This is a genomic window from Ktedonobacter sp. SOSP1-85, from assembly GCF_016587415.1.
Lineage (GTDB): Bacteria > Chloroflexota > Ktedonobacteria > Ktedonobacterales > Ktedonobacteraceae > Ktedonobacter.
On record NZ_BNJI01000001.1, the window covers coordinates 1,207,188 to 1,230,167 of the forward strand.

Annotated in this window: 21 protein-coding genes and 1 riboswitch; of the genes, 9 read left to right on the forward strand and 12 right to left on the reverse strand. The window is 54.3% G+C overall.

Annotated elements, in window-relative coordinates; translation table 11 throughout:
* Nucleotides 1-36 precede the first annotated feature (36 nt).
* From nadA to KTE_RS05350, 4 genes are all read right to left on the reverse strand, one after another.
* Entirely contained in the window at nt 37-1,224 is a 1,188-nt protein-coding gene (gene nadA, locus KTE_RS05335) for a quinolinate synthase NadA (protein WP_201379292.1), read from the reverse strand.
* 126 nt (nt 1,225-1,350) lie between these two features.
* Entirely contained in the window at nt 1,351-2,193 is an 843-nt protein-coding gene (nadC, locus tag KTE_RS05340; protein ID WP_201379294.1) for a carboxylating nicotinate-nucleotide diphosphorylase, read from the reverse strand.
* Nucleotides 2,186-3,880 (reverse strand): L-aspartate oxidase, encoded by a 1,695-nt coding sequence (gene nadB, locus KTE_RS05345; protein ID WP_201379296.1) that lies wholly within the window; start codon nt 3,878-3,880, stop codon nt 2,186-2,188. The genes nadC and nadB overlap by 8 nt, the downstream gene beginning before the upstream one ends.
* 352 nt (nt 3,881-4,232) lie before the next feature.
* A complete protein-coding gene (locus KTE_RS05350) occupies nt 4,233-4,646 on the reverse strand; it encodes a secondary thiamine-phosphate synthase enzyme YjbQ (protein WP_201379298.1) in 414 nt (137 codons plus the stop codon).
* Nucleotides 4,647-4,890: 244 nt separating this feature from the next.
* Here KTE_RS05350 and KTE_RS05355 point away from each other — a divergent pair, with 244 nt between their 5' ends.
* Nucleotides 4,891-6,195 (forward strand): hypothetical protein, encoded by a 1,305-nt coding sequence (locus tag KTE_RS05355; RefSeq protein ID WP_201379300.1) that lies wholly within the window; start codon nt 4,891-4,893, stop codon nt 6,193-6,195.
* Nucleotides 6,196-6,202: 7 nt separating this feature from the next.
* On the opposite strand, the gene KTE_RS05360 is transcribed toward KTE_RS05355, so the two are convergent.
* Nucleotides 6,203-6,955: a 2-phosphosulfolactate phosphatase gene (locus tag KTE_RS05360; protein WP_201379302.1), complete on the reverse strand. Its 753-nt coding sequence runs from the start codon at nt 6,953-6,955 to the stop codon at nt 6,203-6,205.
* Nucleotides 6,956-7,311: 356 nt separating this feature from the next.
* Between KTE_RS05360 and KTE_RS05365 the strand changes: the two genes are divergently transcribed.
* Nucleotides 7,312-8,766, forward strand: a complete 1,455-nt coding sequence (locus KTE_RS05365) for an ABC transporter permease (protein WP_201379312.1) — start codon at nt 7,312-7,314, stop codon at nt 8,764-8,766.
* 21 nt (nt 8,767-8,787) lie between these two features.
* Nucleotides 8,788-9,594 carry an ABC transporter ATP-binding protein gene (locus KTE_RS05370; protein ID WP_201379323.1) on the forward strand — a complete coding sequence of 269 codons (807 nt, stop codon included), beginning with the start codon at nt 8,788-8,790 and terminating at the stop codon, nt 9,592-9,594.
* Between the two features lie 303 nt (nt 9,595-9,897).
* Here KTE_RS05370 and KTE_RS05375 read toward each other — a convergent pair whose 3' ends face one another.
* A complete protein-coding gene (locus KTE_RS05375) occupies nt 9,898-10,704 on the reverse strand; it encodes a hypothetical protein (protein ID WP_201379326.1) in 807 nt (268 codons plus the stop codon).
* Nucleotides 10,705-10,932: 228 nt separating this feature from the next.
* On the opposite strand from KTE_RS05375, the gene KTE_RS05380 reads away from it, so the two are divergent.
* Together KTE_RS05380 and nth are read left to right on the forward strand one after the other, a co-directional pair.
* Nucleotides 10,933-11,403 carry an isoprenylcysteine carboxylmethyltransferase family protein gene (locus KTE_RS05380; RefSeq protein WP_201379328.1) on the forward strand — a complete coding sequence of 157 codons (471 nt, stop codon included), beginning with the start codon at nt 10,933-10,935 and terminating at the stop codon, nt 11,401-11,403.
* Between the two features lie 119 nt (nt 11,404-11,522).
* Nucleotides 11,523-12,266 (forward strand): endonuclease III, encoded by a 744-nt coding sequence (gene nth / locus KTE_RS05385; protein WP_201379330.1) that lies wholly within the window; start codon nt 11,523-11,525, stop codon nt 12,264-12,266.
* A gap of 195 nt (nt 12,267-12,461) precedes the next feature.
* Here the strand turns inward: nth and KTE_RS05390 are convergent, their stop codons facing one another.
* The gene (locus KTE_RS05390; protein ID WP_201379332.1) at nt 12,462-13,637 is read right to left on the reverse strand and encodes an MFS transporter; all 1,176 of its coding nucleotides are present in this window, start codon (nt 13,635-13,637) and stop codon (nt 12,462-12,464) included.
* A 575-nt stretch (nt 13,638-14,212) separates the two neighbouring features.
* Nucleotides 14,213-14,872: a TenA family transcriptional regulator gene (locus KTE_RS05395; RefSeq protein ID WP_201379334.1), complete on the reverse strand. Its 660-nt coding sequence runs from the start codon at nt 14,870-14,872 to the stop codon at nt 14,213-14,215.
* Between the two features lie 310 nt (nt 14,873-15,182).
* Here KTE_RS05395 and KTE_RS05400 point away from each other — a divergent pair, with 310 nt between their 5' ends.
* Complete coding sequence (locus KTE_RS05400) at nt 15,183-15,764, forward strand: DUF4190 domain-containing protein (protein WP_201387278.1); 582 nt, start codon at nt 15,183-15,185, stop codon at nt 15,762-15,764.
* A 67-nt stretch (nt 15,765-15,831) separates the two neighbouring features.
* Here KTE_RS05400 and xylB read toward each other — a convergent pair whose 3' ends face one another.
* Together xylB and KTE_RS05410 are read right to left on the reverse strand one after the other, a co-directional pair.
* Entirely contained in the window at nt 15,832-17,370 is a 1,539-nt protein-coding gene (gene xylB / locus KTE_RS05405) for a xylulokinase (RefSeq protein WP_201379336.1), read from the reverse strand.
* A gap of 205 nt (nt 17,371-17,575) precedes the next feature.
* Nucleotides 17,576-18,664 carry a zinc ribbon domain-containing protein gene (locus tag KTE_RS05410; RefSeq protein WP_201379338.1) on the reverse strand — a complete coding sequence of 363 codons (1,089 nt, stop codon included), beginning with the start codon at nt 18,662-18,664 and terminating at the stop codon, nt 17,576-17,578.
* 244 nt (nt 18,665-18,908) lie between these two features.
* A riboswitch (Fluoride riboswitch) is annotated at nt 18,909-19,044 on the forward strand.
* A gap of 235 nt (nt 19,045-19,279) precedes the next feature.
* Between KTE_RS05410 and crcB the strand changes: the two genes are divergently transcribed.
* Both crcB and KTE_RS05420 read left to right on the forward strand, forming a co-directional pair.
* Nucleotides 19,280-19,669, forward strand: coding sequence for a fluoride efflux transporter CrcB (gene crcB / locus KTE_RS05415; protein ID WP_201379340.1), 390 nt, complete (start codon nt 19,280-19,282; stop codon nt 19,667-19,669).
* On the forward strand, nt 19,666-20,154 hold the full coding sequence (locus KTE_RS05420) for a CrcB family protein (RefSeq protein WP_201379342.1): 489 nt from the start codon (nt 19,666-19,668) through the stop codon (nt 20,152-20,154). The genes crcB and KTE_RS05420 overlap by 4 nt, the downstream gene beginning before the upstream one ends.
* A 113-nt stretch (nt 20,155-20,267) precedes the next feature.
* Here KTE_RS05420 and KTE_RS05425 read toward each other — a convergent pair whose 3' ends face one another.
* Both KTE_RS05425 and KTE_RS05430 read right to left on the reverse strand, forming a co-directional pair.
* Nucleotides 20,268-20,663 (reverse strand): Hsp20/alpha crystallin family protein, encoded by a 396-nt coding sequence (locus tag KTE_RS05425; protein WP_201379344.1) that lies wholly within the window; start codon nt 20,661-20,663, stop codon nt 20,268-20,270.
* Nucleotides 20,664-20,823: 160 nt separating this feature from the next.
* Nucleotides 20,824-21,288, reverse strand: coding sequence for a hypothetical protein (locus KTE_RS05430; protein ID WP_201379346.1), 465 nt, complete (start codon nt 21,286-21,288; stop codon nt 20,824-20,826).
* Between the two features lie 375 nt (nt 21,289-21,663).
* Between KTE_RS05430 and KTE_RS05435 the strand changes: the two genes are divergently transcribed.
* Entirely contained in the window at nt 21,664-22,980 is a 1,317-nt protein-coding gene (locus tag KTE_RS05435) for an SWIM zinc finger domain-containing protein (RefSeq protein ID WP_201379348.1), read from the forward strand.

The following is a 22,980-nucleotide window of genomic DNA, read 5'->3' on the forward strand; positions in this document are numbered from 1 at the left end:
CTGTTTTTTTCAGTCATAGCTATGCAGGTATTAGCGTTAGCCTTTGAGCGCCAGCATGCGCTCCAGGGCCACGCGTGCCCAGTGAATGGTATCGGGATCGACGCTTACCTGGTTGATAACCTCGCCATCCAGCAGGCCCTCCAGGACCCAGGCCAGGTAGGCCGGGTGGATGCGGTACATCGTCGAGCAGGGGCAGACGATGGGATCGAGGCAGAAGATGAACTGGTCGGGATGCTCCTGCGCCAGGCGGTGCACCAGGTTGATCTCTGTCGCCACGCCCCACTTCGTGCCAGCGGGAGCCTTCTCAATCTGCTGAATAATATACTCTGTCGAGCCATAGAGGTCCGCGGCCTCAACGACCTCGCGGCGGCACTCGGGATGGACAATGATCTTAATGTCTGGATAGTCAGCGCGAGCCTTCTCGATCTGCTGCACATTGAAGCGCATATGCGTGGTGCAGTAGCCCTTCCAGAGAATGATCTTCGCGCGCTCAAGGCGATCCTCGGCATCGTTCTCGGCCATAGGGTTCTTCGGATTCCAGATCGTCATCTCATCATCGGGAATGCCAAATTTGAGGCCCGTGTTGCGTCCCAGGTGCTCATCAGGAAAGAAGAGGACGCGCTTGCCCTGCTCAAAGGCCCACTTCATGACGGCAGGGGCATTCGACGAGGTGCAGACAATGCCACCATGGCGCCCACAGAAAGCCTTCAGATTGGCAGCAGAGTTCATGTAGGTCACGGGGATGATACCCGCATCCTCGCCCAGGACGTCGGTCAGGGTCTCCCAACACTCCTCAACCTCGGTAATATTGGCCATATCGGCCATGGAGCAGCCAGCGGCGGGATTGGGCAGAATCACCTTCTGGTTCGGGCCGCTGAGCACATCGGCGCTCTCAGCCATAAAGTGCACGCCACAGAAGACGATATAATCGGCCTCGGGACGCTCGGCGGCAAGCTGCGCTAGTTTAAATGAATCTCCACGGTAATCAGCATACTTAATAATCTCATCACGCTGATAATGGTGACCGAGAATAACCAGGCGCTCGCCCAGGGCGGCCCGGGCCGCGGCGATGCGACGGTCGAGTTCGTCGCCGTCCATCTCGGCGTAGAAGGTCGGAATGACGTCAGAACGCTTCGACAGGTCATGCCTGGCACGTGTCTTTGGATTGAGCAGCGGCAGGATACGCGACTCCTGGCTCTCCGCGCAAGCTGTATCGATTGCCATATATCTTCTCCTCCATGAATAGTAGCCGGCTTCCTAAGTAAAGAGAGAAAATTTTTGTGGGGACACCCCACGCCCGGCAGGAGGGTTCCCCTCCTGCACCTCCCCTCTTTACCGACAGCTACATCACTATGCGAACTCCAGAGAGACATCGAAGTTGGGTGCGGAGTGCGTCAAGGCGCCCAGGGAGATAAAATCGACTCCCGTATGGGCCACCTCGAGCAGGCGCTCGGTGTTGGTGCCGATATTGCCCGAGGCCTCGATCAAGACGCGCGGACTCTGCTCACGAATAATGGTAACGGCCTGGCGCATAAGCGCGGCATCCATATTATCTAGTAGAATAACATCGGCGTCGGCCTGTAAGGCTTCTCGCACTTCGTACAACGTCTCACACTCAACTTCGACTTTCAGTAAATGAGGAGCAAGAGATCTCGCGGCAGTAACAGCCTGCGCAACACCTCCAGCGGCTTTAATATGGTTGTCTTTAATCAACACCCCATCGCTCAAACCGAAGCGATGGTTCTGGCCTCCACCCAGGCGTACAGCCTCCTTCTCCAGGCGACGCAGGCCAGGAGTAGTCTTACGCGTATCCAGGATACGTGTCTGTGTACCCTCAAGCGCACGAGCACAATGCGCAGTCAGCGAGGCAATGCCCGAGAGGCGTCCCAGGAAGTTCAGTGCCACACGCTCGGCGCTCAAGACTGAGCGAGCCGGGCCTTGAATACGCGCCAGTACATCGCCCTCCTGCACATGAGCGCCATCCTTGACTACCAGTTCGACAGAGACCCGGCTATCAAACAGGCTAAAGGTCTCAGGAACCAGGGAGAGCCCGGCGATCACGCCTTCGTGGCGCGTCACAATCTGGGCATTTGCCTGCGCCTCAGGCGAGACGGTGCTCAGGGTTGTGATATCGTCATAGGCTCCATCCTCTTCGAGCGCCGCTGTAATTAAGTCAAGAATAGCTTTATGCATGAGGGCAACTTCCTTCCTGGACGATCTGAGTGATCGACTGTTCTCCTACTGCTTGCCGCTGCCAGGCAAAGTGGCGCTGCTGTAACCGTTCCTCGGTTGCCTGATAATCGAGACGCCAATGGCTACCACGGCTCTCACAGCGCGCTTGTGCAGCCACCATCACAAGTTCAGCGACCTGCAACATATTATGCACTTCACGCCACAGTGATGGACCCTCTGCCTCCACCTTGCTTGCCACCAGCGAGCGCAAGAAGCGGACACGTCCTTTAGCCAGCTCCAGCCCGTCGTGGCTGCGCGAGAGTGAGGCATATTGCCACATGAGCTGCCTCAGTTCGCTACGCACCTGTATGGCCGATATATCATGCGCAAGACCCAATGACTGTATGTCAGCAGGTGAGATCTCAGCATAGGCATTCAGCGACGAGGAGGCACGCAGCGTCGATTGAGGGCCTGGCTGTGCATGTGATTGCTGACCTGAGGCAAGCGCGTCAGCGATGCGCAGGCCATAGACCAATCCCTCCAGCAACGAGTTGCTGGCAAGCCGATTCGCGCCATGGACGCCGGTACAGGAGACCTCGCCAACTGCGTAGAGGGCAGGCACAGAGGTGCGTCCCCATGTATCTACCATCACGCCCCCCATACAGTAGTGCGCCGCGGGAGCGATGGGAAGCAGGTCGCGAGCCAGGTCCAGCCCATGCTCACGGCAGAACGCCGAGATCGTGGGGAAGCGTGCATGCATCTTCTCAGCCGGCAGGTGACGGAGATCAAGGAACTGGCAATCCGTCTCCTCCAACAGCATCTCTTTAAGAATGGCGCGTGCCACGACATCACGTGGAGCAAGTTCTTCCTGCTCGCTATAACGTGGCATAAAGCGTTCGCCCGCGTGATTGCGTAAATAGGCGCCTTCACCACGGACCGCCTCCGTGATCAGGTGTGATGTGCCATTCACCACCAGGACGGTAGGGTGAAACTGCATAAACTCAAGGTCGACCAGGGCGGCACCCGCGCGCCAGGCCAGAGAGAGGCCATCAGCCGTCGCCCCCGAGGGATTAGAGGTATGAAGCCAGAGGCCACCCGCGCCTCCGCTGGCAAGCACAGTCGCTTGAGCGAAGATAGCCAGGGACGTGCCATCACGTTTGCTGGCCCGCAGACCCACACAGCGCTCATCTTCTACTAAGAGTTCTTCGACAAACGTCTCTTCAAACACAGTCACAGAGGATCGCTGGCGGACAGCTTTCATTAAAGCGCGCTCGATCTCCGCACCAGTCGCATCGCCACCGGCATGCAGGACACGCCAGCGACAATGCGCCCCTTCGCGACCCAGCAAGAACCCATCAGGGGTTGTATAGGCATCGCTTCCAGGTTGCGCACGATCAAATTCCACGCCCTGTTGCATGAGCCAGCGCACCGCCCCTGGTCCTTGCTCGACCAGAATACGTACCGCCTCCGCATCACACAGGCCAGCACCAGCAGCCATAGTATCTTGAAAATGTAGTTCTGAGCTGTCGTCCTGCCCCAAGGCAACCGCAAGCCCACCCTGCGCATAGCGGGTGTTACTCTCGCCAAGTTGTCCCTTAGTAAGCAGGGCCACAGGCATCGTCTCGGGAAGACGCAGGGCAAGTGATAAACCCGCGATTCCTCCACCTATAATTGCGGCAGCAAAGGGCTGGCCATCCAGGATAGGCATACCCCTTATTCTCCTTTGAATAAGCTCTTATTCCGAAATCCAACGTCACTTGCGTGACTAGCGCTTCGCCCCCATTCGGGGATAAACGCTCAGGGTTTCGGAGAGGAAGTAGTCTCATTTCTCATAAGTGTATTTTGTACACTTATAAGCCGGACAAAAAAGAAAAGGTGTTGTAAATACACTAACCTTTGTAGGAGAAAGTATACCAGACAAGGGAGTAGAAACACAAGGGCCAAAAAGTCGTACCTTGCCTATCCTTAAAGCTAGTACCAAAGGCCTAGTAGAGGGAGGAAAATAATGGCCCGGCGCTCCTGGCGTACGCCAGGAGCGCCGGGCCATTATTTTCCTCCCTCTATTCCCCGATTACCTTTACCAGGACGCGCTTATCGCGCATCCCATCAAACTCGACATAGAAGATCTGTTCCCAGGGGCCAGAGTCAAACTCGCCATTGGTAATGGGGACCACGACCTGGTTATGCAGAAGCAGTTGTTTTAAGTGGGCATCCGCGTTGTCTTCGCCGGTGCGATGATGCAGATAATCGGGCTTTGCAGGCGCGATATCTTCTAGCCACTGCATAATATCCTGCCATAGACCGCTTTCATAGTCATTAATAATGACCGCCGCGGTGATATGCATCGAGGTGACCAGCGCCAGGCCATCTTGAATACCACTCTCACGGATAATCTGTTCAACCTGCTGCGTCAAGGGTACAAACTCCCGGCGCTTTTTCGTATGCAAGGAAATGTATGCTGTATGCGTCTTCATCGAGCTACTCCTTATTATTCTGGCTGGAATACAATACGATCTTATTCCGAAACCCAACGCCACTTACGTGCCTAGCGCTTCGCGCTCAGGGTTTTCGGATCAGAAGTACATCCACAGAATAACAAATCTCCTGCGCTTTTTTCAAATATTTTTTCCTTGTGTATACTACTTTCAAAAATTCCTTTTTTTTAGTACAATAGCAGCAAATGTTTTTTAAGCGGCGTGTGATTTTGGAGGGGTGGCTATGGAGCATAGAACGTGCAAAAAATGCGGAGAGGCAGTAGATAGCAATGCCACATTCTGTGGCAAATGTGGCCTGCTTGTGGGTGACTCAAATAGGGAAGGAACCACGGAACAATCCCTTATTATTCTTGCGCAGCCAACAGGCACACAAAACAGGCGTTCCATATCAAGTCCACAACAGCACATAGCTGGCGCCACCACCTTTCCTGTTGATTCAAGCGCTGCTCCCCATACACCCTTTCCACAAGAGCAGCCACGCCGTCACAGCAGGCGGAGTGCACTGGCCTGGTGTGGCGCCACGGCCCTGTTCCTGGGTGCCGGTGGCTCGGTCGCTTATTTCCAGCGAGACACGCTCTTGCGGCGCGCTCAAACCTGGCTGCATTCTACAACCACACAAACCCATCCAGGCATAGGTACACTCCGCTATCGTTATCTGGGTGGAGAAGGATCGGTGGGCAGTGTGAGCTGGTCCCCAACTAGCTCGCGCATCGCCTCAGCCGCGGGTCCCCAGGACTTAAAGGGTGGGCATATTCATGTCTGGGATGCCTTTACGGGCCAAAACGACCAGGTCTATGCCAGACATACAAAAAATGTTCAGACCGTCGCCTGGTCGCCTGATGGAAAATTCCTGGCCTCAGCAGGCTCTGACAACACAGTGCGTATCTGGGATGCGCACAGCCTGCGTACACTCCAGGTATGGCATACCAGCGATACCATCTGGGAGGTGAGCTGGTCGCCTGGCAGCGATTTTCTGGCAGCCGCTATCAACGATGGCACCGTCAACATCTGGAACACCCAGAGTGGGCGCAGCGCCTACACCTATCGGGGGCACCAGGATGTCGTTTACAGCGTCGCCTGGTCACCCGATGGGGGAAAGATAGCCTCTGGCTCCTGGGATCACACAGTACATATCTGGGACCTCGACGCAGACCACGCCGCCAGCATCTATACCGAGCATGACAATAAAGTAACAGCCATTGCCTGGTCAAACGATAGCGCCTTCATCGTCTCGGGCAGTAGCGACACGACGGTTCAGGTCTGGAACGCGGCAACAGGCCAGACGCGCCAGGTCTACCGGGAGCACAATGGGGTCATTCAATCGGTGGCCTGGTCACCCGATGGCAGACAGATTGTCTCCAGTAGCGCCGATAATACCGTTAAGCTCTGGGACCCCACCAGGAGCGCCAGCACCTATACCTACCTGCCCGAAGGTCTGACCCCCTGGACCCTGGCCTGGTCGCCCGATAGTAAGTTCGTTGCGACGGGCCTGCTCGACGGGCATGTCCAGGTATGGCAGGCCCGTTGACGCACTATTATAGTTGTTCGAGAAAGCCCTCACGCATGACCGGCACACAGCTATAGAGATCCAGCCTGGCTGCATGCTCGGCATCTTGAGGGAACCCCGCCTGGATCAATTCCTGGCCCGAGTACGATCCCTGGAGGAGTTTGGGGAGTTGCTCCCTGGCCTGGCGAAAGGCTCCCGCACACACCTGGGCCTCGGGCGACTGAGAGAAGGTATCCAGGGAAGAGAGGATCGCGCCTGCCCCCAGGTAATCTTCCAGGGCGAAACGGAGCGTGCCATCCTCCGAGGGTTCGTGCCAGCGCTCGCCACAGGCGATAACGCTCACCGCGCGTTGCTCACTCTCTGCTAGCAACGAGGCCACCGCGTCCGCGACCGCCTGCGCATTGAGCAATGATCCCACCAGTAGATGCGGCACAGAACGACCATAGTGGCTACAAGTCGCGCCATTGGGAGAGGCCAGCACGACACACATTCCCGGTTCAAGCGAGAGCATAGTCGCTGGCGACAGCGAAAAGCGTCCATCCTGGGGAACGCTGCGTCGCCCGACCGCCGCCACACCCTGCACACGCCGCGCCAGTTCAGCGGTATCGGCCTCAAGAGGACAGGGGTAGATACGACCTCCGCGAGCGATGGCGGTCACGGTCGCGCTGGAGAAACTAAGAACATCAATAATCACCAGTACGTCGCCGCGCGCCGCCGCCTCAGCAACGCCACGCCGCCCCCACTCCAGGCGACAGCGATAGGCTTCCTGCGAGAAATACATGCATGCTCCTCTTTTCAGTTTATGGCTCTTTTCGTACCAAGCATTATACATCCTAAAAAGCGGTGCCCGCCTTTGCTGCCTGGCCCTTAACAGTTAAATAAACACTTAGACACATCATGAAACAGAATTCTACACATTACATTAATTACTCTTCTCCTCTAAATATGTGTTTACAATGCTTACACATCGATTGCTTTAAATTTCTTTTACAATTTCCTACACTACTTTTACACTTTTCTGAAGATTCTCTGATAAGATTTCGCTATCCTTCGTAGCTAAGAAGCCAGCAGGCATCGTTGATAAAAAATTGAAACCAGTCACCAGGCTGACGAACCAAACGAAGGAGTAATAGTTGCATGGGCATAGTCTTACGCGGCATGCGAAATGTGGTGCGGAATCCACTACGGCTGCTGCTCATCGTCTTGCTGTTGGGAGCAAGCTTGATGTTTGTTGCGGCCATGGTCAGCCTCAACAGCAGCGCGCAGCAGCAACTTACCAAAGTGCGCTCAGAAGTAGGCACGGGCGTTACCATCAGTTATGTGACCGACAACCAGAGTCAAACACAGAATAATGGAAATAACAACAACGGAAATGATAGAGGTTTCCCTGGTGGCAACGGTGGCAGTGGTGGGAATGGCAATAATGGCGGCTTCAATCTGTTCCAATCACAAAACGCGAGTACGCCGATACCATCTGACGCTATCGATAAAGTCAAAAAGGTTTCTGGCGTTACCAGTGTCGAGGAGAGTCTGAGACGCTATGACACCGATCAGGAATTGAAGACCGCCAGCGTCCAGATGCCTAATGGGCAAAGCAGAACTATTCCAGCCTCAATTTATGGTATTTCAAGCGGCTCCACGCATTTCACTATCCAGGGTGGCACGCCTACAATCACCTCTGGACGCGGCCTTCAGACGAGCGATGCTACAGCAAACGTCGCCCTCATGAGCAAGACACTGGCCGACACAAATAATCTCAAGGTTGGTTCAACCTTTACACTCAAAAGCACCAAGCTCACAGTTATTGGACTCTACACCTCAGATGCAGCAATAGCCAACAATACACTCACATTGCCTCTAGCAACCATGCAGAAGCTCTACGCTATCAGTGGCGTCGACAGTATTACAGCCTACGCCACGACCTATGACCAGGTAGACACTATTGCAACCAATATTCGCACAGCGCTGGGCAGCAAATACAACGTCGTCACTGAGAACAGGATGTACTCAAGCGCGATTAGTGCGCTCAGTACCGCACAGAACAGCATCAAGCTAGCGCTCATCGTCGCCATAGCCACCTCGGCCGCAATTATCATCTTCTCGGTCTTCGTTATTGTTCGCGAGCGCACTGCGGAAATCGGCACGCTCAAGGCAATAGGTGCCTCACACTGGCAGGTGATAGGGCAGTTCTGGACAGAAGTTTTGGCGCTCAGTGTCCTGGCATCGGCGGTCGCGACCGTGCTTCTCGTGACACTTGGACCCATCATCTCACAGAAGTTTGATGTCTCCACAGCATCCAGTGATATTGGTTCTGTAGCTGGCAGAGGCTCATTTATGATGAGAGGAACTCCGACGGCACAAGGCACACAGGGTGGTCCATCGTTCCAGGGCTTCCAGGGTTTCCAGGGCTTTCGCCAGGGATTAACGCAGCAGCTCAGTGACATACACCTATCAACGGTCACTCTTAATGGGCAAACACTGCTCATCATCATGGGGTTGGGAATCGGCCTGGCAATCTTAACAAGCGTCATTCCCGCTCTCTATGTCGCGCGCATCCGACCCGCAGTCGTGCTGAGAAAAGGCAACAACTAGTCTGAGAAGCGAGGAAAAACCATGGGAGAAGAGACTATTGTAGACGCGGCCACGCCCGCAGTTCTAGAGAAAGATTCAGCCGTTCAGAAAGAGCCAACTGTCACGATTGTCGCCGAGCATCTCAGCAAGCACTTTAAGATGTATGGTGAGATCATCAAGGCCGTAGATGACGCAAGTTTTGTCTTTACGGAGGGGCAATTCGTCACAATCATGGGTCCCAGCGGCAGCGGAAAATCGACTTTACTCTATATTCTCGGGAGCCTGGATAAGCCAACTGGAGGAGAGCTGGTCGTCGATGGTATCAATGTGATGAGCCTGACCGGGCCAAAGGAGCATAAGTTCAGGCGTCAAAACGTGGGCTTCGTTTTCCAATCATTTCACCTGATTCCCAATCTGACGGCGCTAGAGAATGTCATGCTTCCAATGGAGCTGGCGGGAGGAAAATCGCGAGCCGACATGCGTGAGCGAGCGCGGACACTCCTGCTCCAGGTCGGTATCGATGAGAATCGCCACCGGCATCGCCCTGGCAGGCTCTCTGGTGGGCAAAAGCAGCGCGTCGCCATCGCTCGTGCGCTCGCCAACGATCCCAAAGTCATCCTGGCGGATGAGCCAACCGGAAACCTGGACTCACAGAATGGCAAGCGCATCATAGACCTGTTAAAGCGCCTGGCGAATCAAGGGCGCACGGTCATCGTAGTCAGTCATGATCGCAGCGTAGCGAAGGTGGCGGATGTGCGCATCGAGATTGAAGATGGCAAGATTGAGGATATCAGTGGCGTTGTCGTACCCGCGCCTCAGCCAACCCTCAAGAAGAAGCGTAGAAGATAGCAGCTTCGCTTCTGGCCATATGCATATAGTACTCTGTTCAAATTCGTTTGAAAGGGATTCATACCGCCTGCGGCGGTAGGGGAAAGGGATGCAGAGGGGCTGACGCCCCTCTGCACTCCCCACTTTTTCGTTTGTAAGGAATTCATACCGCCTGCGGCGGTAGGGGAAAGGGACGCAGAGGGGCTGACGCCCCTCTGCACTCCCCACTTTTTCGTTTGTAAGGAATTCATACCGCCTGCGGCGGTAGGGGAAAGGGACGCAGAGGGGCTGACGCCCCTCTGCACTCCCCACTTTTCATACTCGTTAGGGAGTAGGGCTATTAAAACGGTGGCGCATGATGTTGTTATGCCCGGTCTGGGTCAGGTCCTGGTAGGCGGGAAAGAGATGTTCAGCGGGCGGTGTCAGCGGCTCCTTCGCGGGTAACACACGCCAGGAGCGCTCACCGGGGGCATTCCCCTCCTGAGCCAGCACATCGCTTCCAAACCTATTCATGAGCGTCATGTTCAAGCAAGCCAGCGCTTGATGAGGAACATAACTATACAGGGGCGTATCCAGAAGCGCCAGTTGCAGCTCAATCTGTTCCGGGAGATGTCCATACCGCTCGCAAGCTGCGTGAACCTCTGCGCTTAGCTCCTCACGAGAGAGAGAGAACAACCGATCAAGCGCGAGAAACAAATTAAAGCCACGATTCAGTAAAATAGTGCGCCCATGCAATAGACGTCTCTCCAGGCCATCATTCTGATGCCGCAAACGCCCTTGCTCAATCTGACGCGTCAGATCGGAGAAAGGGAGGGTGTCAAGCTTACGTTGCAAGAAAGCGATTACACTGGCGCTATCGCCGTTGACTTGCCATTCGCGCAGCAGTTCCAGGCAACGCCGGCCCTCATATATTTTATGCGAATGAGGCACACTTAAAAGATAGCCCTTACAATCACAGATCCAGCGTGCATGCAAATAGTACACAATATCTCCGACAGAGCAGGAGACAAAGCGTTTCTGGCCATGGGCCTCCTGCACAAAGCGAAAACACTGCTCAAACTCCGGTCGCAGTTCTTCAAATGCCGCCAACTTCTGGCGCACAACCTCCTGCCCCAAAGCCATATCAGTCATACCAGCCTCCTTTAGCAAACACCTCTATCCTTCTTATGCGGAACCTACCATCTTCATCACGAACGAACCATAAGAAGCGTTACGAACACCTCTCATGCTAAAACTATTTATCTTGTCACGTTGTAGAGGTTTGATACGTGCCATACTAGAGAAGAGATACATCTCGCGAGATACTGACCCCGTGCGCAAGAACGGGACAATTTGTAATCGGAGAAGGATATGGATGATATGAAACGCAACAACGAGGACCAGGCCAACGTCATAGCCCCGCCACCACTGCTCTACGCCGGCACATTCCTTTTTGGTCTCTACCTGGATTCATGGCTTCCACTGCGCCTGATTCCACGCGCGGCACGCTCCTTCGTTGGCGGAGCCTTCCTTGGTATCGGCCTGACCACAGGCATCATGGCCATACGCGAGATGCGCAAGGCGGATACGGCACTGCAACCCACCAGACCCACCACAACCATCGTTCAACATGGACCCTACCGGCTCACACGCAACCCTATCTATAGCGCCTTCACCTTATTCTATGCTGGACTCGCGCTCATCATGAATCGCGTCTGGCCATTGCTACTGCTACCAGCCTTACTACGTGTTATACGTATCGGCGTGATTGAACGAGAAGAAAAGTACCTGGAAAAGAAGTTTGGCGCGGAATATATCAGCTACAAAGAGCGTGTTCCTCGCTGGCTCTAAAGGAAAGCGACTCAGTTCTACTTGTATCTTTTGCCTCCTGCCTCACCATTTGGAACCCTTCTTTATGAGGGTTCGTGGTATACAGTGTAAGTTGTGCTCAAGTAAGAGGGGAGACATGTGTGAAGCGAACCAGCCAATCTACACGCGATCCCAGAGATTATGGCTATCCGATTGCTGACATTGCAGTCCTTTCTGCGAAAGCGGTCGAAGTCACAAAGCGGTTAACGCAGCTTTACGGGGAGTTACCTTTTTCCAGCAAAGACCCGATGAGTATGCTGGTCGAAATCCTCCTTTCGCATCGTACTTATGACGCGCAAACAGATGCGGCATATGAGAATCTGTTGAAGCACTTTGGCTCGTGGGAAGCAGTACGAGACGCACCAACACCAGAAGTCCAGGAGACAATTGCGAATGTCAACTTTCCTGAAGTGAAAGCGCCTCGTATTCAAGCAGTACTCCGTCAAATTACACAGGAGAGGGGAAGCCTTAACCTTGACTTTTTATGCGGCTTACCTCTTGAAGAGAGTGTAGCATGGCTCAATCGTTTTGAAGGAGTAGGGCCGAAAACGACGGCCTGCGTTTTGCTCTTCTCATGTAAGCGTCCTATCCTTCCAGTTGATGCCCACGTCGCGCGCACCTCTATCCGGCTCGGTTTGATCGGGAAGAGAGTATCAGCAGAGACGGCTCATACTCTCCTACAAGCGCTTTTGCCACAGGATGCTCGCAGTATTTATGATTTTCATAAAGCATTGCTTCGTCATGGGCAACGAATTTGTGTTTTTGAGCGTCCTCGCTGCAAACAATGCGTTCTTACTGACATCTGCGATTATTATAAAACACTAACAAGCCAAGCCAAACAGTGAACGATAAAAAATAAAAGAGGAAGAGGCGTACGCTTCTTCCTCTCATCGTACAGTTTTCTAGTTGCTCGTCATCTCCTTCATGCATGTATTACAGCCTGGTTATTATTCATTTACCGGAGGGCGCATATGTTTCTGACTGCGGATGCCGGGCTTGGCGGATTGCTCGGGAGCAGGAGAAGGCCAGGGCGGTAGCCCCTAACACCACGCTGGCAATAATGATGGTGGGGACTGTCCCCAGTGCTCCAAAGACCAGCCCGTCAAGAGCAGGCCAAGGGGATTGCTTACGCTAGTGAAGAGGCGACAGGCACTAATCACACGACCACGCAAGTGATCAGGGATAATCGCCAGGCGATAGCTAAAGTAGGGGACATCCTCAATCGGATCCGCAAAGCCAATCAGAAACTCTACAATTCCCAGCAACCAGAAATGCGGCAAGAGCATGTAGAGAGGCCAGAGCAAGGCAAAGGCCCAACGTGTGATGAGTATCGCGCGGCCTACATGGAGAGTTCGCTGGATAAGCGGCGACAGCAGCGAGCTAATTAGCGCACCAATACCACCACACGCCACCACAGCGCCAAGCAGAGCGTCAGAAGCGTGCTGCTGCTTCGCCAGTACGATTAAGACCAGCGTGCTGCCAGGTATGATGAGAGCACCAACACTACTCACAAGATTCATGGTACGCAATACTGGTTGGCGCCACATCCAGGCAAAGCCCTCCCGAATCTCAAGAACCAGGTGGCGTCGCGCGTCTGTACGTACCTGCTGAAACGGTGTGCGAATCAAGAACAGCGTCACAAATGAAGCGGTATATGAAATGGCATCAGCGAGAAAGGGCAGCAAACTCGCCACGCCGTAAAGCAGGCCTGCAAGCGAGGGACCAAGTAGAGTTGTAATGCCTTCAACAACCTCCTCCTGGCCCATGGCTGCGGATAACTGCTCGCCACTGACGACCTGGCCCAGGCTAGAGGAATACGCAACTTCAAAAAAGCTCTGTAGCGTCCCTTCAAGAAAAGCGTTAAAGCAGAGCTGTGCGAAGGTCAGGTGGCCCAGGCCGAGCGCCAGCGGAATGCTTGCAATGCTCAGTGCGCGCCCGATATCGCAGGCGATCATAACACGTTTGCGATCCCAGCGATCCACTAACGCTCCGGCAAAAAACATACTCAATGTTCGTGGAAGTGTGCGCAAGGCCAGAGCGATAGACGATTGTAAGGCTGAGCCAGTGACCGCCAGTACTAACAGAGGAAACGCCAATAATGAAACACTACCTCCAATAGTTGAGATTGTTTGTCCACTCCAAAGCAAAACATAATCTCGATTTCTCCAGAGTGGGATTGAAGGGTGCTGCCTAGCATTCTTAGAAGAGATTGTCATACGATGACTCCATTCATCAAAGCATGCTGACCGCTATCCAGAAGCATAAGTGTAGAAACACTGCCAATGGAAATAGCATTAGTTGTCAGCAAGAGAATTGCTCCAAAAATGAGCAAAGCTATAGCATAAAGGGCAAGGAGGAAAGTGCCCCTTCGCGGCAGCATCCAGGCAGAAAAACGTTATAAACAGAGCATGTCTATAGGAATAGAGCCGAGAACGCCACGGAGAAAGGGCGTTATACCCGGCAACTAGGGAGATGTGCAGGTGAGTAGAGAAGAGAGATGACGCCTGCAGAAAACACGACACTATCACGGTAGCTAACAAAGACTACCGTGTGATAGCAACAGGCGGCACAACCTCAATAGCCACGTAAGCGCGTGCCGGGCTTATGCAGCGAGGGTGCTTGTAGTGCGGTTGCGGTTGCGATGTATCATCCACCCGCGTTTGACGTGTGGATGATTTTTCAGTCTGATATAAGGTAATTTCACACTAGCATAGTAGCATGCGAGCGGCTTCAACGTCAATATACGCAGGCCGCTCAGCGCGCGTCCCTAAAGATATACTCTCGTACTCGCTTATGAACCGATCTTCGCCGTCAGAATAGTGTCATAAAACATGATCTCGTACTCATGGCTGAGGCGAATGGCGCGGGTGATACGCTGCTGGTCTTCGGGCGAGTTATAGCGCGCCAGGAGGGTTTCATCTACGGGGGTGACCTGCTCGCCAATCGCGTCATGAGCGGAGAAGAACTCCACCTGTTCAGCAGTCAGATTATAGTGACGCATTAAGGCGGGGGCGATGCGAGCGCAGATCTGTACAAAGATATCCTCGCTGGCGCTTACCGAGGCCAGTTTCTCGGCGGGAGCGCCGTAGGCCAGCATCCAGTAGAAGAAGTTGGTCAGCGCCATACAGCCTGCCAGCGGCTCTACGGCATCAAAATCAGCGCGCGAGAGACCAAGAGCCTCTCCGAAGCGCAGCAAAAGTTTGTAGCCGCCCACTTTGGGCGTCAACTTACGAATCAATAGATCCTGGATCTCCAGATCAGGGAGAGCGGCAATCGCCAGGGCATCGAGGCGGTAGGCTTCACGCACCAGCCACCAGTCCTGCAAAGCGAAGAGCCGCAAACGCTCGGGCTCCAGCGTCCCCTCCTCGATACGCCGCCAGAGGGCATGCCTCAAGATATGCGCGCGCAACTGCTGAATATCCGTGGAAACGATACTATCGGCGAAACTCATAGCTGTCCTCTTTTCTTTCTCAAAGACTACTTTTTCTTTTTATTGCTTGCGCCTTTATTGTAGCTCATATTCCTCACCCCCTCGCTTCATTTCTGGCTTGCTTGTATTCTGGAATAGTTTTTCCGTCTTATTGAATAGCAGAAAGAAACTTTACATTGCAAGGAATCTCTGCTACATTCATAGGCATCAATGCATTTTTATTTAACTCTTTATCATCTGGCACTAAAGGGAAATGTAAAACTGCATAGGTTGCTTACAAGCAGGTCCCTTTTGCCGCCACTCATTGAATCAGGGAGAGGATCTCATTCTTATGAGCGATCAAAATCCATACAATCCATATCCATCGCAAAACAATCCAGCTGGTGATCCCAATCAGTATCCGCCTACCCAATACCAGCCGCCTGCGGAGAACTACCAACCTGGTTACCAGCCGCCTTCGGGTGCCAATTACCAACCCCAGTATCCACCGCAGCCTTCGGGTGCCAATTACCAGCCTCAGTACCCACAGCAGCCTGTGGAGAACTACCAGCCTCAGTACCCACAGCAGCCTGTGGAGAACTACCAGCCTCAGTATCCGCAGCCGCAATATCCAGGGGCCTACCCCTATATGCAGCCGCCAGTACAGGGCTACTATCCACCTCAGCAAGCACCAGATTCACGTGGTGGCATGGCGATTGCTGGATTGGTATTAGGCATTATCAGCATGCTCGCATGGTTCATTGCATGCATTGGGCTATTTGTCGCTATCGCTGGTATTATCTTTTCGGCTCTCGGGAGAAAATCCATACAGCGCAAGACAATGGCCACCTGGGGGCTGGTGCTTTCGATTATTGGCCTTGTGCTCTCGCTAGGTAATGCGATCCTGGGTATCATTCTGGCAATGCATCGCTAATAGATAGAGATGACAAAAGGCAGCCACGAGAAGAACGCGGCTGCCTTTTTGTGAATAAAAACTTTGCCTAGAGCGGCTTGCTGATCACAGGCTTGAGCGCGGGATAGAGGGCGCGATAGGTCTCATATGCCTGTCTGTAGGCTGGGGCCAGGGCGGCGTTAGGCGCGGTGCGCTCCACGATGCGCACGGTCTGCGCGCAGGCCTCGGGAACAGAGGCGTAGACGCCACCGGCGACGCCAGCCAGCAGGGCAGCGCCAAACGCAGGTCCCTCGCTTGCGTTCGTTGTAACCAATTCCATCTCCAGAATATCAGCGATGATCTGGCGCCAGAGCGGGCTCTTCGCACCACCACCGGTCGCGCGTACCTGTTCCAGGGGAAGGCCCTGCTCGCGGATGATTGTCATACAATCCTTCAGGCTAAAGGCGACGCCCTCCAACACTGAGCGCACGAGGTGGCGGCGATCATGGCTGGCGGTCAGGCCAATCCAGCCACCACGCGCATAGGCGTCCAGGTGCGGCGTACGCTCACCTTGCAGATAGGGAAGGAAGATCAGGCCCTCACTTCCCGCGGGAACAGATTCAGCCTCGCGTGCCAGCGTCTCATAGGCATCTACGCCCGTCCAGCGCTCCAGCGCGCGCTCGGGCAGACCAATGTTGTCACGCACCCAGCGCAGCGAGAGGCCCGCGCCCTGCGTGACCCCCATAAGATACCACGCGCCGGGAACGGCATGGTTAAAGGTATGCACACGAGGAACTGGACCCGAGGTATCCACCTGGGGCGAGGTTGCGTGGGCCAGAACGATGCCGCTGGTCCCAACTGAGAGCAGGGCCAGGCCGGGTTCCACAATACCATTGCCGACCGCACCACAGGCGTTATCCGCGCCACCACCTGCTACGGGTATGCCCGCTGGCAAGCCCGTCAGAGCTTGCACCTCGTCGGTGATGGAGCCACTGGCGGCGTCAGCCGGGACAACGGGCGGCAGGAGAGAGGGATCAAGCTCGATGGCACTCAACACCTCTCGCGACCATGTGCCCTGTTTGACATCCAGCAGACATGTCCCGGCGGCATCCGAGATCTCCATCGCCAGCACGCCTGTCAGGCGGTAGCGAATATAGTCCTTAGGGAGAAGTAGTGTACGTGCACGAGCGAAGATTTCTGGCTCGTTGTCGCGTACCCAGAGGAGTTTGGGGGCGGTAAAGCCTGTGAGCGCGGGATTGCTGACATAAGAGATCAACTGGGCAGCGCCTACACGTTCGGTCATCCAGCGACACTGAGCATCACTGCGCTGATCCGCCCAGATGATGCAGGGACGCAACACCTGCTGCTGCTCGTCTAGCAGGACGACCCCATGCATCTGGCCTGAGAGACCGACGCCACGGATATCGGATGGGCGAACCCCAAGGTCACTCGCGCGCTCCAAACACCCTTGAATGGCTGTAAGTGTCGCCTGCCACCACTCAGAGGGCTGCTGTTCGGCCCAGCCGGGCTGAGGATGATAGAGAGGGTAATCTATGAAGACGTCGGCCAGAACATGGCCATCTTCAACCGCGAACAGAGCGGCTTTCACGCCTGTAGTTCCAAGATCAATACCAAGCAGGGCTTGCATGTAGGCTCCTTTGCTGACAAAAATATATACCCCTATTTTACCACTGTTTTCCTTCTCAGAAGAACCTTCGCGCCTGCGGCGCGAAGGGGAAAAAGAGTGAGTGCGTGGAAAACAGGCTTTGCCTGTTTTCCACGCACTCACTCTCGCCTCGTTGCGCACTCACTCTTTGGTTAAAGGTTAGCCAGGCGAGCAAGGTGAGAACGTTTTAGGAAACCGTAAACGTGACGACCTGGGCGAGTTGGCGGTCGCTGCAATCGGCCTGGCGGCACCAGTAGAGTTCAGCCGCTCCCTGAGTAGCTACCAGGTATTGAATAGCTACATATCCATTGGGGGCATTCCGATCAATTGTCAGGATGGTGTTTTTCCCAAATTCGTTGTCCGCATAAAAACGGCCCTCGACGTATGCTTTGTCACCATTATCAAAGTTCAAGCCAGTTGAAGCCAGTTTGAGCTTGAAGGTCACATAGACATACGAACCAGCCGTAAACGACTTCGTAGGACTCGTTGGCAGCGTATCGCTATTGACCGCGCTCGATGTTACTGGATCAGTGATAATCTGTTGAGCAAGCGGTGAGAACGGTCGCCCCGATGGCGATTGAGAATTATCACCTGTGCTGGTCGTCGGCGTGGCAGCATCGGTAGTAGGTGTCGCGTTGTCAGTAGGAGTCGTGTCCTTTGAGATCGCGGTCGCGGTGGCTTGCACATTGCTAATGCCTTTATTGGCGGCATTAGCGGCCAAACCAATCAGAACAGCGCTACCAATACAGGCAAACAGGACAATAGCTCCGATAATACCGAGAATTAGACCAAGACTGCTCTTCTTCTTAGGCGGTTGTGGGGGCATCCCATAGCCGCCGGGCTGTGGATAAGCACCGGGCTGCGGACCAGATGGATAAGGCGTTGGTGGCGGTGGGGCACTATTAGCATAGGGATTGTAATTAGCTCCCGACACATTGGGAGTCGCGGGTACCTGGTTATATTGAGCACCCGAAATTCCAGGCTGTGACGCCCCTGGATTGGGATTGTAATACGATGGCGGCGGTGGGGCTGCATTATTGGGATTTGAGTTCCCCTGGTTATAATATGCTCCAGAAGGGCCGCCAGGACCTTGATCAGGTGACTGTGCAAAGACAGTTGGCGCAACCTGGGGGTTCGCGGTCTCTTGCGGATATGATGGCTGTGCCTGTACTGTTGGCGCAACGTTTCCAGACACATTGTAGGGAACCGGCGTACCGCAAGAAGGGCACACTGCAGCTCCGGCCGGCAAGATAGCTCTACAATTTCCACAGTACATATAAGTAAACTCCTTCCATGAAGTCCTCGAAGTCCTCCAACAAACCGTCCACCATCCCACTGTGTCAAAGCAGAGAGGCGGGCGCGGTAGCTAGCAATCAACTGTAGCAACTATAACGCAAAGCAGGGAAACATGCTAGAGGATACTTCACATTTTGTGAATGAACCAGGTCACAGCTTTTCCTCTACCAACAACTCCTAAGAAACTGGCTTGGTCCACGTGGTTATGCTATAGTCAGAGCAATAGAATAATTGGTGATGGGGTTCACCACGTCATAGAATGCCTCTTCAAGAGAAACGTTCACTGACCGATTTTTTATCTTATGAAGAATTGGCTATACCTGACGAAACCGCAAAGATGCTAATAACTCCTGATAACGCATGCTTGTTGAGTATGCGTTATCAGGAGTCTTTTTTGTGCTTTCTGGGGGCTTAATACTGGACTTCTCGCGCCTACGGCGCTCGCCTGGTTAGTAGTGTGATGAGTGAATGCCCAAAGAGTTGATGAGTGGATGTCCAAAGAGTTAATGAGTGAATGTCCAAAGAGTTAATGAGTGAATGTCCAAAGAGTTGATGAGCGTATCTAAAAAATACATTGGAAGGGTAGGAATAAAGTATGACATGGACCACGCTGGCGCTGCTCGGGGGCATCAGCCTGGCTGGTGCTCTGGGCGCAGTTACGCGTTATTTGCTTGGTAATCTGGTGACCACATGGCTTCCCACGCGTTTCCCTCTGGGGACGTTCTGTATTAATCTGAGTGGGGCTTTTTTGATCAGTTTTATTTTCGCGCTCGTAAGTCACAAAGCACTTTCGACGTCACTGCAAGCCGTGCTTGCCACTGGTTTTTTGGGCGGCTATACGACATTTAGTACACTCAACTGGGAGGCACTTCTGCTGCTGCGCCGCGGCGAGAGCATCCGCGCGCTCTGCTACCTGGGAGGTACCTATCTGCTAGGCCTCGGGATGGCGGCCCTTGGATTAGGGATAGGGGGCTGGCTGGCATGAAAAACCGTGTGACGTTACGTCAGCTCGTAGCCGTGCTCACAGGTGGCTTCCTGGGGACTATGACACGCTATCTTCTCAGTCTGGCGATCCAGCAAGCACTGGGGAAAGGCTGGCCCTTTGATATTCTCCTGATAAATATTACTGGCGCCCTGCTGATCGCCTTGATTAGCACCCTGGCTGAGACCACTATGCTGCTTGGCCCCACACGGCGCCTCTTCCTCGTTACGGGCTTTCTGGGGGCGTATACCACCTTTAGCAGCCTGGCGCTGGGCACACTCAATCTCCTCAATGGGGGCGCGACACTGCCCGCGTTTCTCTATCTACTGACCAGCCTGCTTGGTGGGCTTTTCGCCATTGTGCTAGGCGTACGCCTGGGGCAAGGAGGAGTCTCCTGGCTCAAAAAGCGCCAACGCATGCGTAGCCTGGGGCTTTATAACACCACCCACTCGGACGAGCGGGTGCTTGAAGAAGAGCATCGGGTATAGGCGTCCTGCTTGTAGGGTCCATGCTGGCATGGACTCCGAGGCCCGCAGGCCGACACCCAGATGGCGAGAGGTCGCTGCGCTCGGAGTCCATGCCAGCATGGACCCTACTTGATTTAGGTGGCATGCCCGGTATAGCCTGCGCGCTGTCCGTGATCGGGCGCGACACGTTGGACTGTCAGGCGCGCAGGCACGGTTTGCGAGCTGATTATAAAGGCCACCACGATCACGCCATTGCCATACGAGACGTTGGCTCGCTCCGCATCAACGGGTACGGGAAGTTGGATCTCGCGATGATAGGCACCCACGCTCCACTCATCGATGACCAATTCTTTGACATCCTTGAGCAGACCGCGAATCTCGCCTTGCAATATCAGGTGGTTATCCGTCGTGACCTCGATGCCGAGATCCTCTGGCTGTAAGCCTGGCATAGGCGCAGCAACCATTAAGCGGTCTTGTGTGCGATAGACTTTGACCGGGATATGTTGAATTTTAGCTTTCTCGGACATCATCACGGCTCCTTCTTTTAACTCAGGCAACTCACAGGTACACCACAGGCTTCCTGTTATAAAAAACTTGACATATTGGTTTGCCCTTATTACACTCTTTTTACCTGCCCAGACTGGATGCGAGAAGAGGTTGTTGAGCTACTGGAATATGCCTTCGATCCGTCTAAGGATCCTGCAATATCTGCTCATTCTCGGCCCAGGCGGTCCCCGTCTCGCGTCCAGGCGTGGGAACCTTCGCTCCAGGCTTTCTCCTGGATGGCTGCGTTCCACTCTGCGCTGGATCATAGCCTTGTTGTGCTGGATTCTCCTGCGCGGGCTGGCCTATCGTGTTTTGCGTTTCACCATAGCCACTCCCCTCGGTCTCCTCATAGCCATCCTGGCGTAAGGGCGTATTGTCATTACTTTCATTATAGAAGTCAGCCTGATTCTGCTCTGATTCTGCCGCCTGCTGGTTATACTGCTGGCGCCTGCTTAGCTGCTGCTGCTCTTGAGAAGACAGGTTACGTGCGGCCTTCTCACGCGTGGTACCTGCCGCCTCGGCGGCTCGATCTATATTTGCTATATCTTCACGCGTGACATCTTCACCGGGCTGCTGACTGGCAGAATCATGCTCGTTATTTGTATACATAAAGGGATTCCTCCAATCCTTTGGGATGGCACAGGAAACAGTATGGCATTAGAGCCTACTTGTGGCGCCATACTACACAAGCTGTGCTGATGCGTAGCTACTAATGTAGCCATGTCTTCCAGTGGGAAGAGGTTTCAACACAGCAAATAATAGCCCCGCGCTTGCGGCAATCGCCCTCATTACTGGAGTGGTGCGCAATGACAGTCATTGCGCACCACTCCAGTAATCATTCCTCGCGAAGCGGCGTAGACGCTGAGAACACCCCTTGTAAACAGGAATATAGTCTCATAGGCGGCGTTTCCGCTTTCGCTATCCTCAGCAAGAACATATACTTAGATAGAGAACAAAAAACTACTAGATGGGGGAGCAGAACACGTGGGATTCGATTTCACCACCGAACAGGTTAAAGCCATAGCTCCCGACACGGCCTCGCTCGCCAACGCTAGAAAGCTCAGTAATCGCAAGCACTGGGCAAATCTTGGTCATAACGAGCTTGCCCTCTGGGGAGAATGCCAGGGGAGCGCGCTCTACCAGGTCAAGGTTGAACTCTCCACCCTCACCGCACAATGCAGTTGCCCCAGTCGGAAACAGCCCTGTAAACATTGTCTGGGCCTGCTACTGCTTACAAGCACCATGGGTGAGGAGATCACAAGCGGCGATCCACCAGATTGGGTCACCGCCTGGCTAGAAAAGCGGGCCGCGTCGTTACAACGCAAAGAAAGCAAGCAAACTAAAGAACATACAGCTCCATCCGAGAAGACTGTCGCGCGGCGGCAGAAGCTAGTCGAGCAGGGCCTGGCACGTCTCGATCTCTGGTTAAGCGACCTGGTACGTACCGGCCTGGCCAGCGCCGAGACGCATCCAGAAACCTACTGGAGCGATATGGCGAAGCAGATGGTCGATAACCAGCTTCCAGGCGTCGCGACGCGCATCCGGCGCCTGGGCGAGAGCATTCATGCCTCGCCAGACTGGACCGAGAAATTGCTCGTACAATCCGGGCAATTAACTCTGCTCAGTCAGGCATATCGCAATATCGATACACTTCAACCCAATCTACAAGATGAAGTACGTACGCAACTGGGGTGGGCACTAACCGAAGACGAGGTGCTCGCGCGCGGCGAACACGTACGCGATACCTGGCTCTTCCTCGGCTCTACGCTTGAGGAGACCGATAAGGGCACAACACAGCGCACCTGGCTCTACGGAGAAGGGAGCAAACGTACAGCCATGCTGATACAGTTCGCGCCACGAGTGAATCCTGCTTTTGCTCGTGTGTATCCCTTTGGTATGCGCCAGGCGGTCGAGCTAGCGTACTGGCCAGGGGCTGCACCCTCGCGCGCGCTTATCGTCGAGCAACAGGGAGAACTTCGCCCCTTTGAGCGCACGCTGCCTGGAGAAGAGACGATAGATGCCTTTCTCAATCAAGTCGCTCTGACACTGGCACGTCACCCCTGGCAGGACACCTTTCTGTGCGTTCTGCGAGATGTCGTCCCTGTTCTCGATCAGAAACGCTGGCTACTGTGTGACAACACCGGGCAGGCCTTGCCACTGGCGAAAGGGGAGCACTGGCGCCTGCTCGCACTTTCAGGAGGGCATGCCAGTCACTTCGCGGGAATCTGGAACGGCGAAGTGCTGACCCCGCTTGGCATCCTGGCCGAGGGCCGCTACTATAGCTTATCGGAGGGGAGGTAG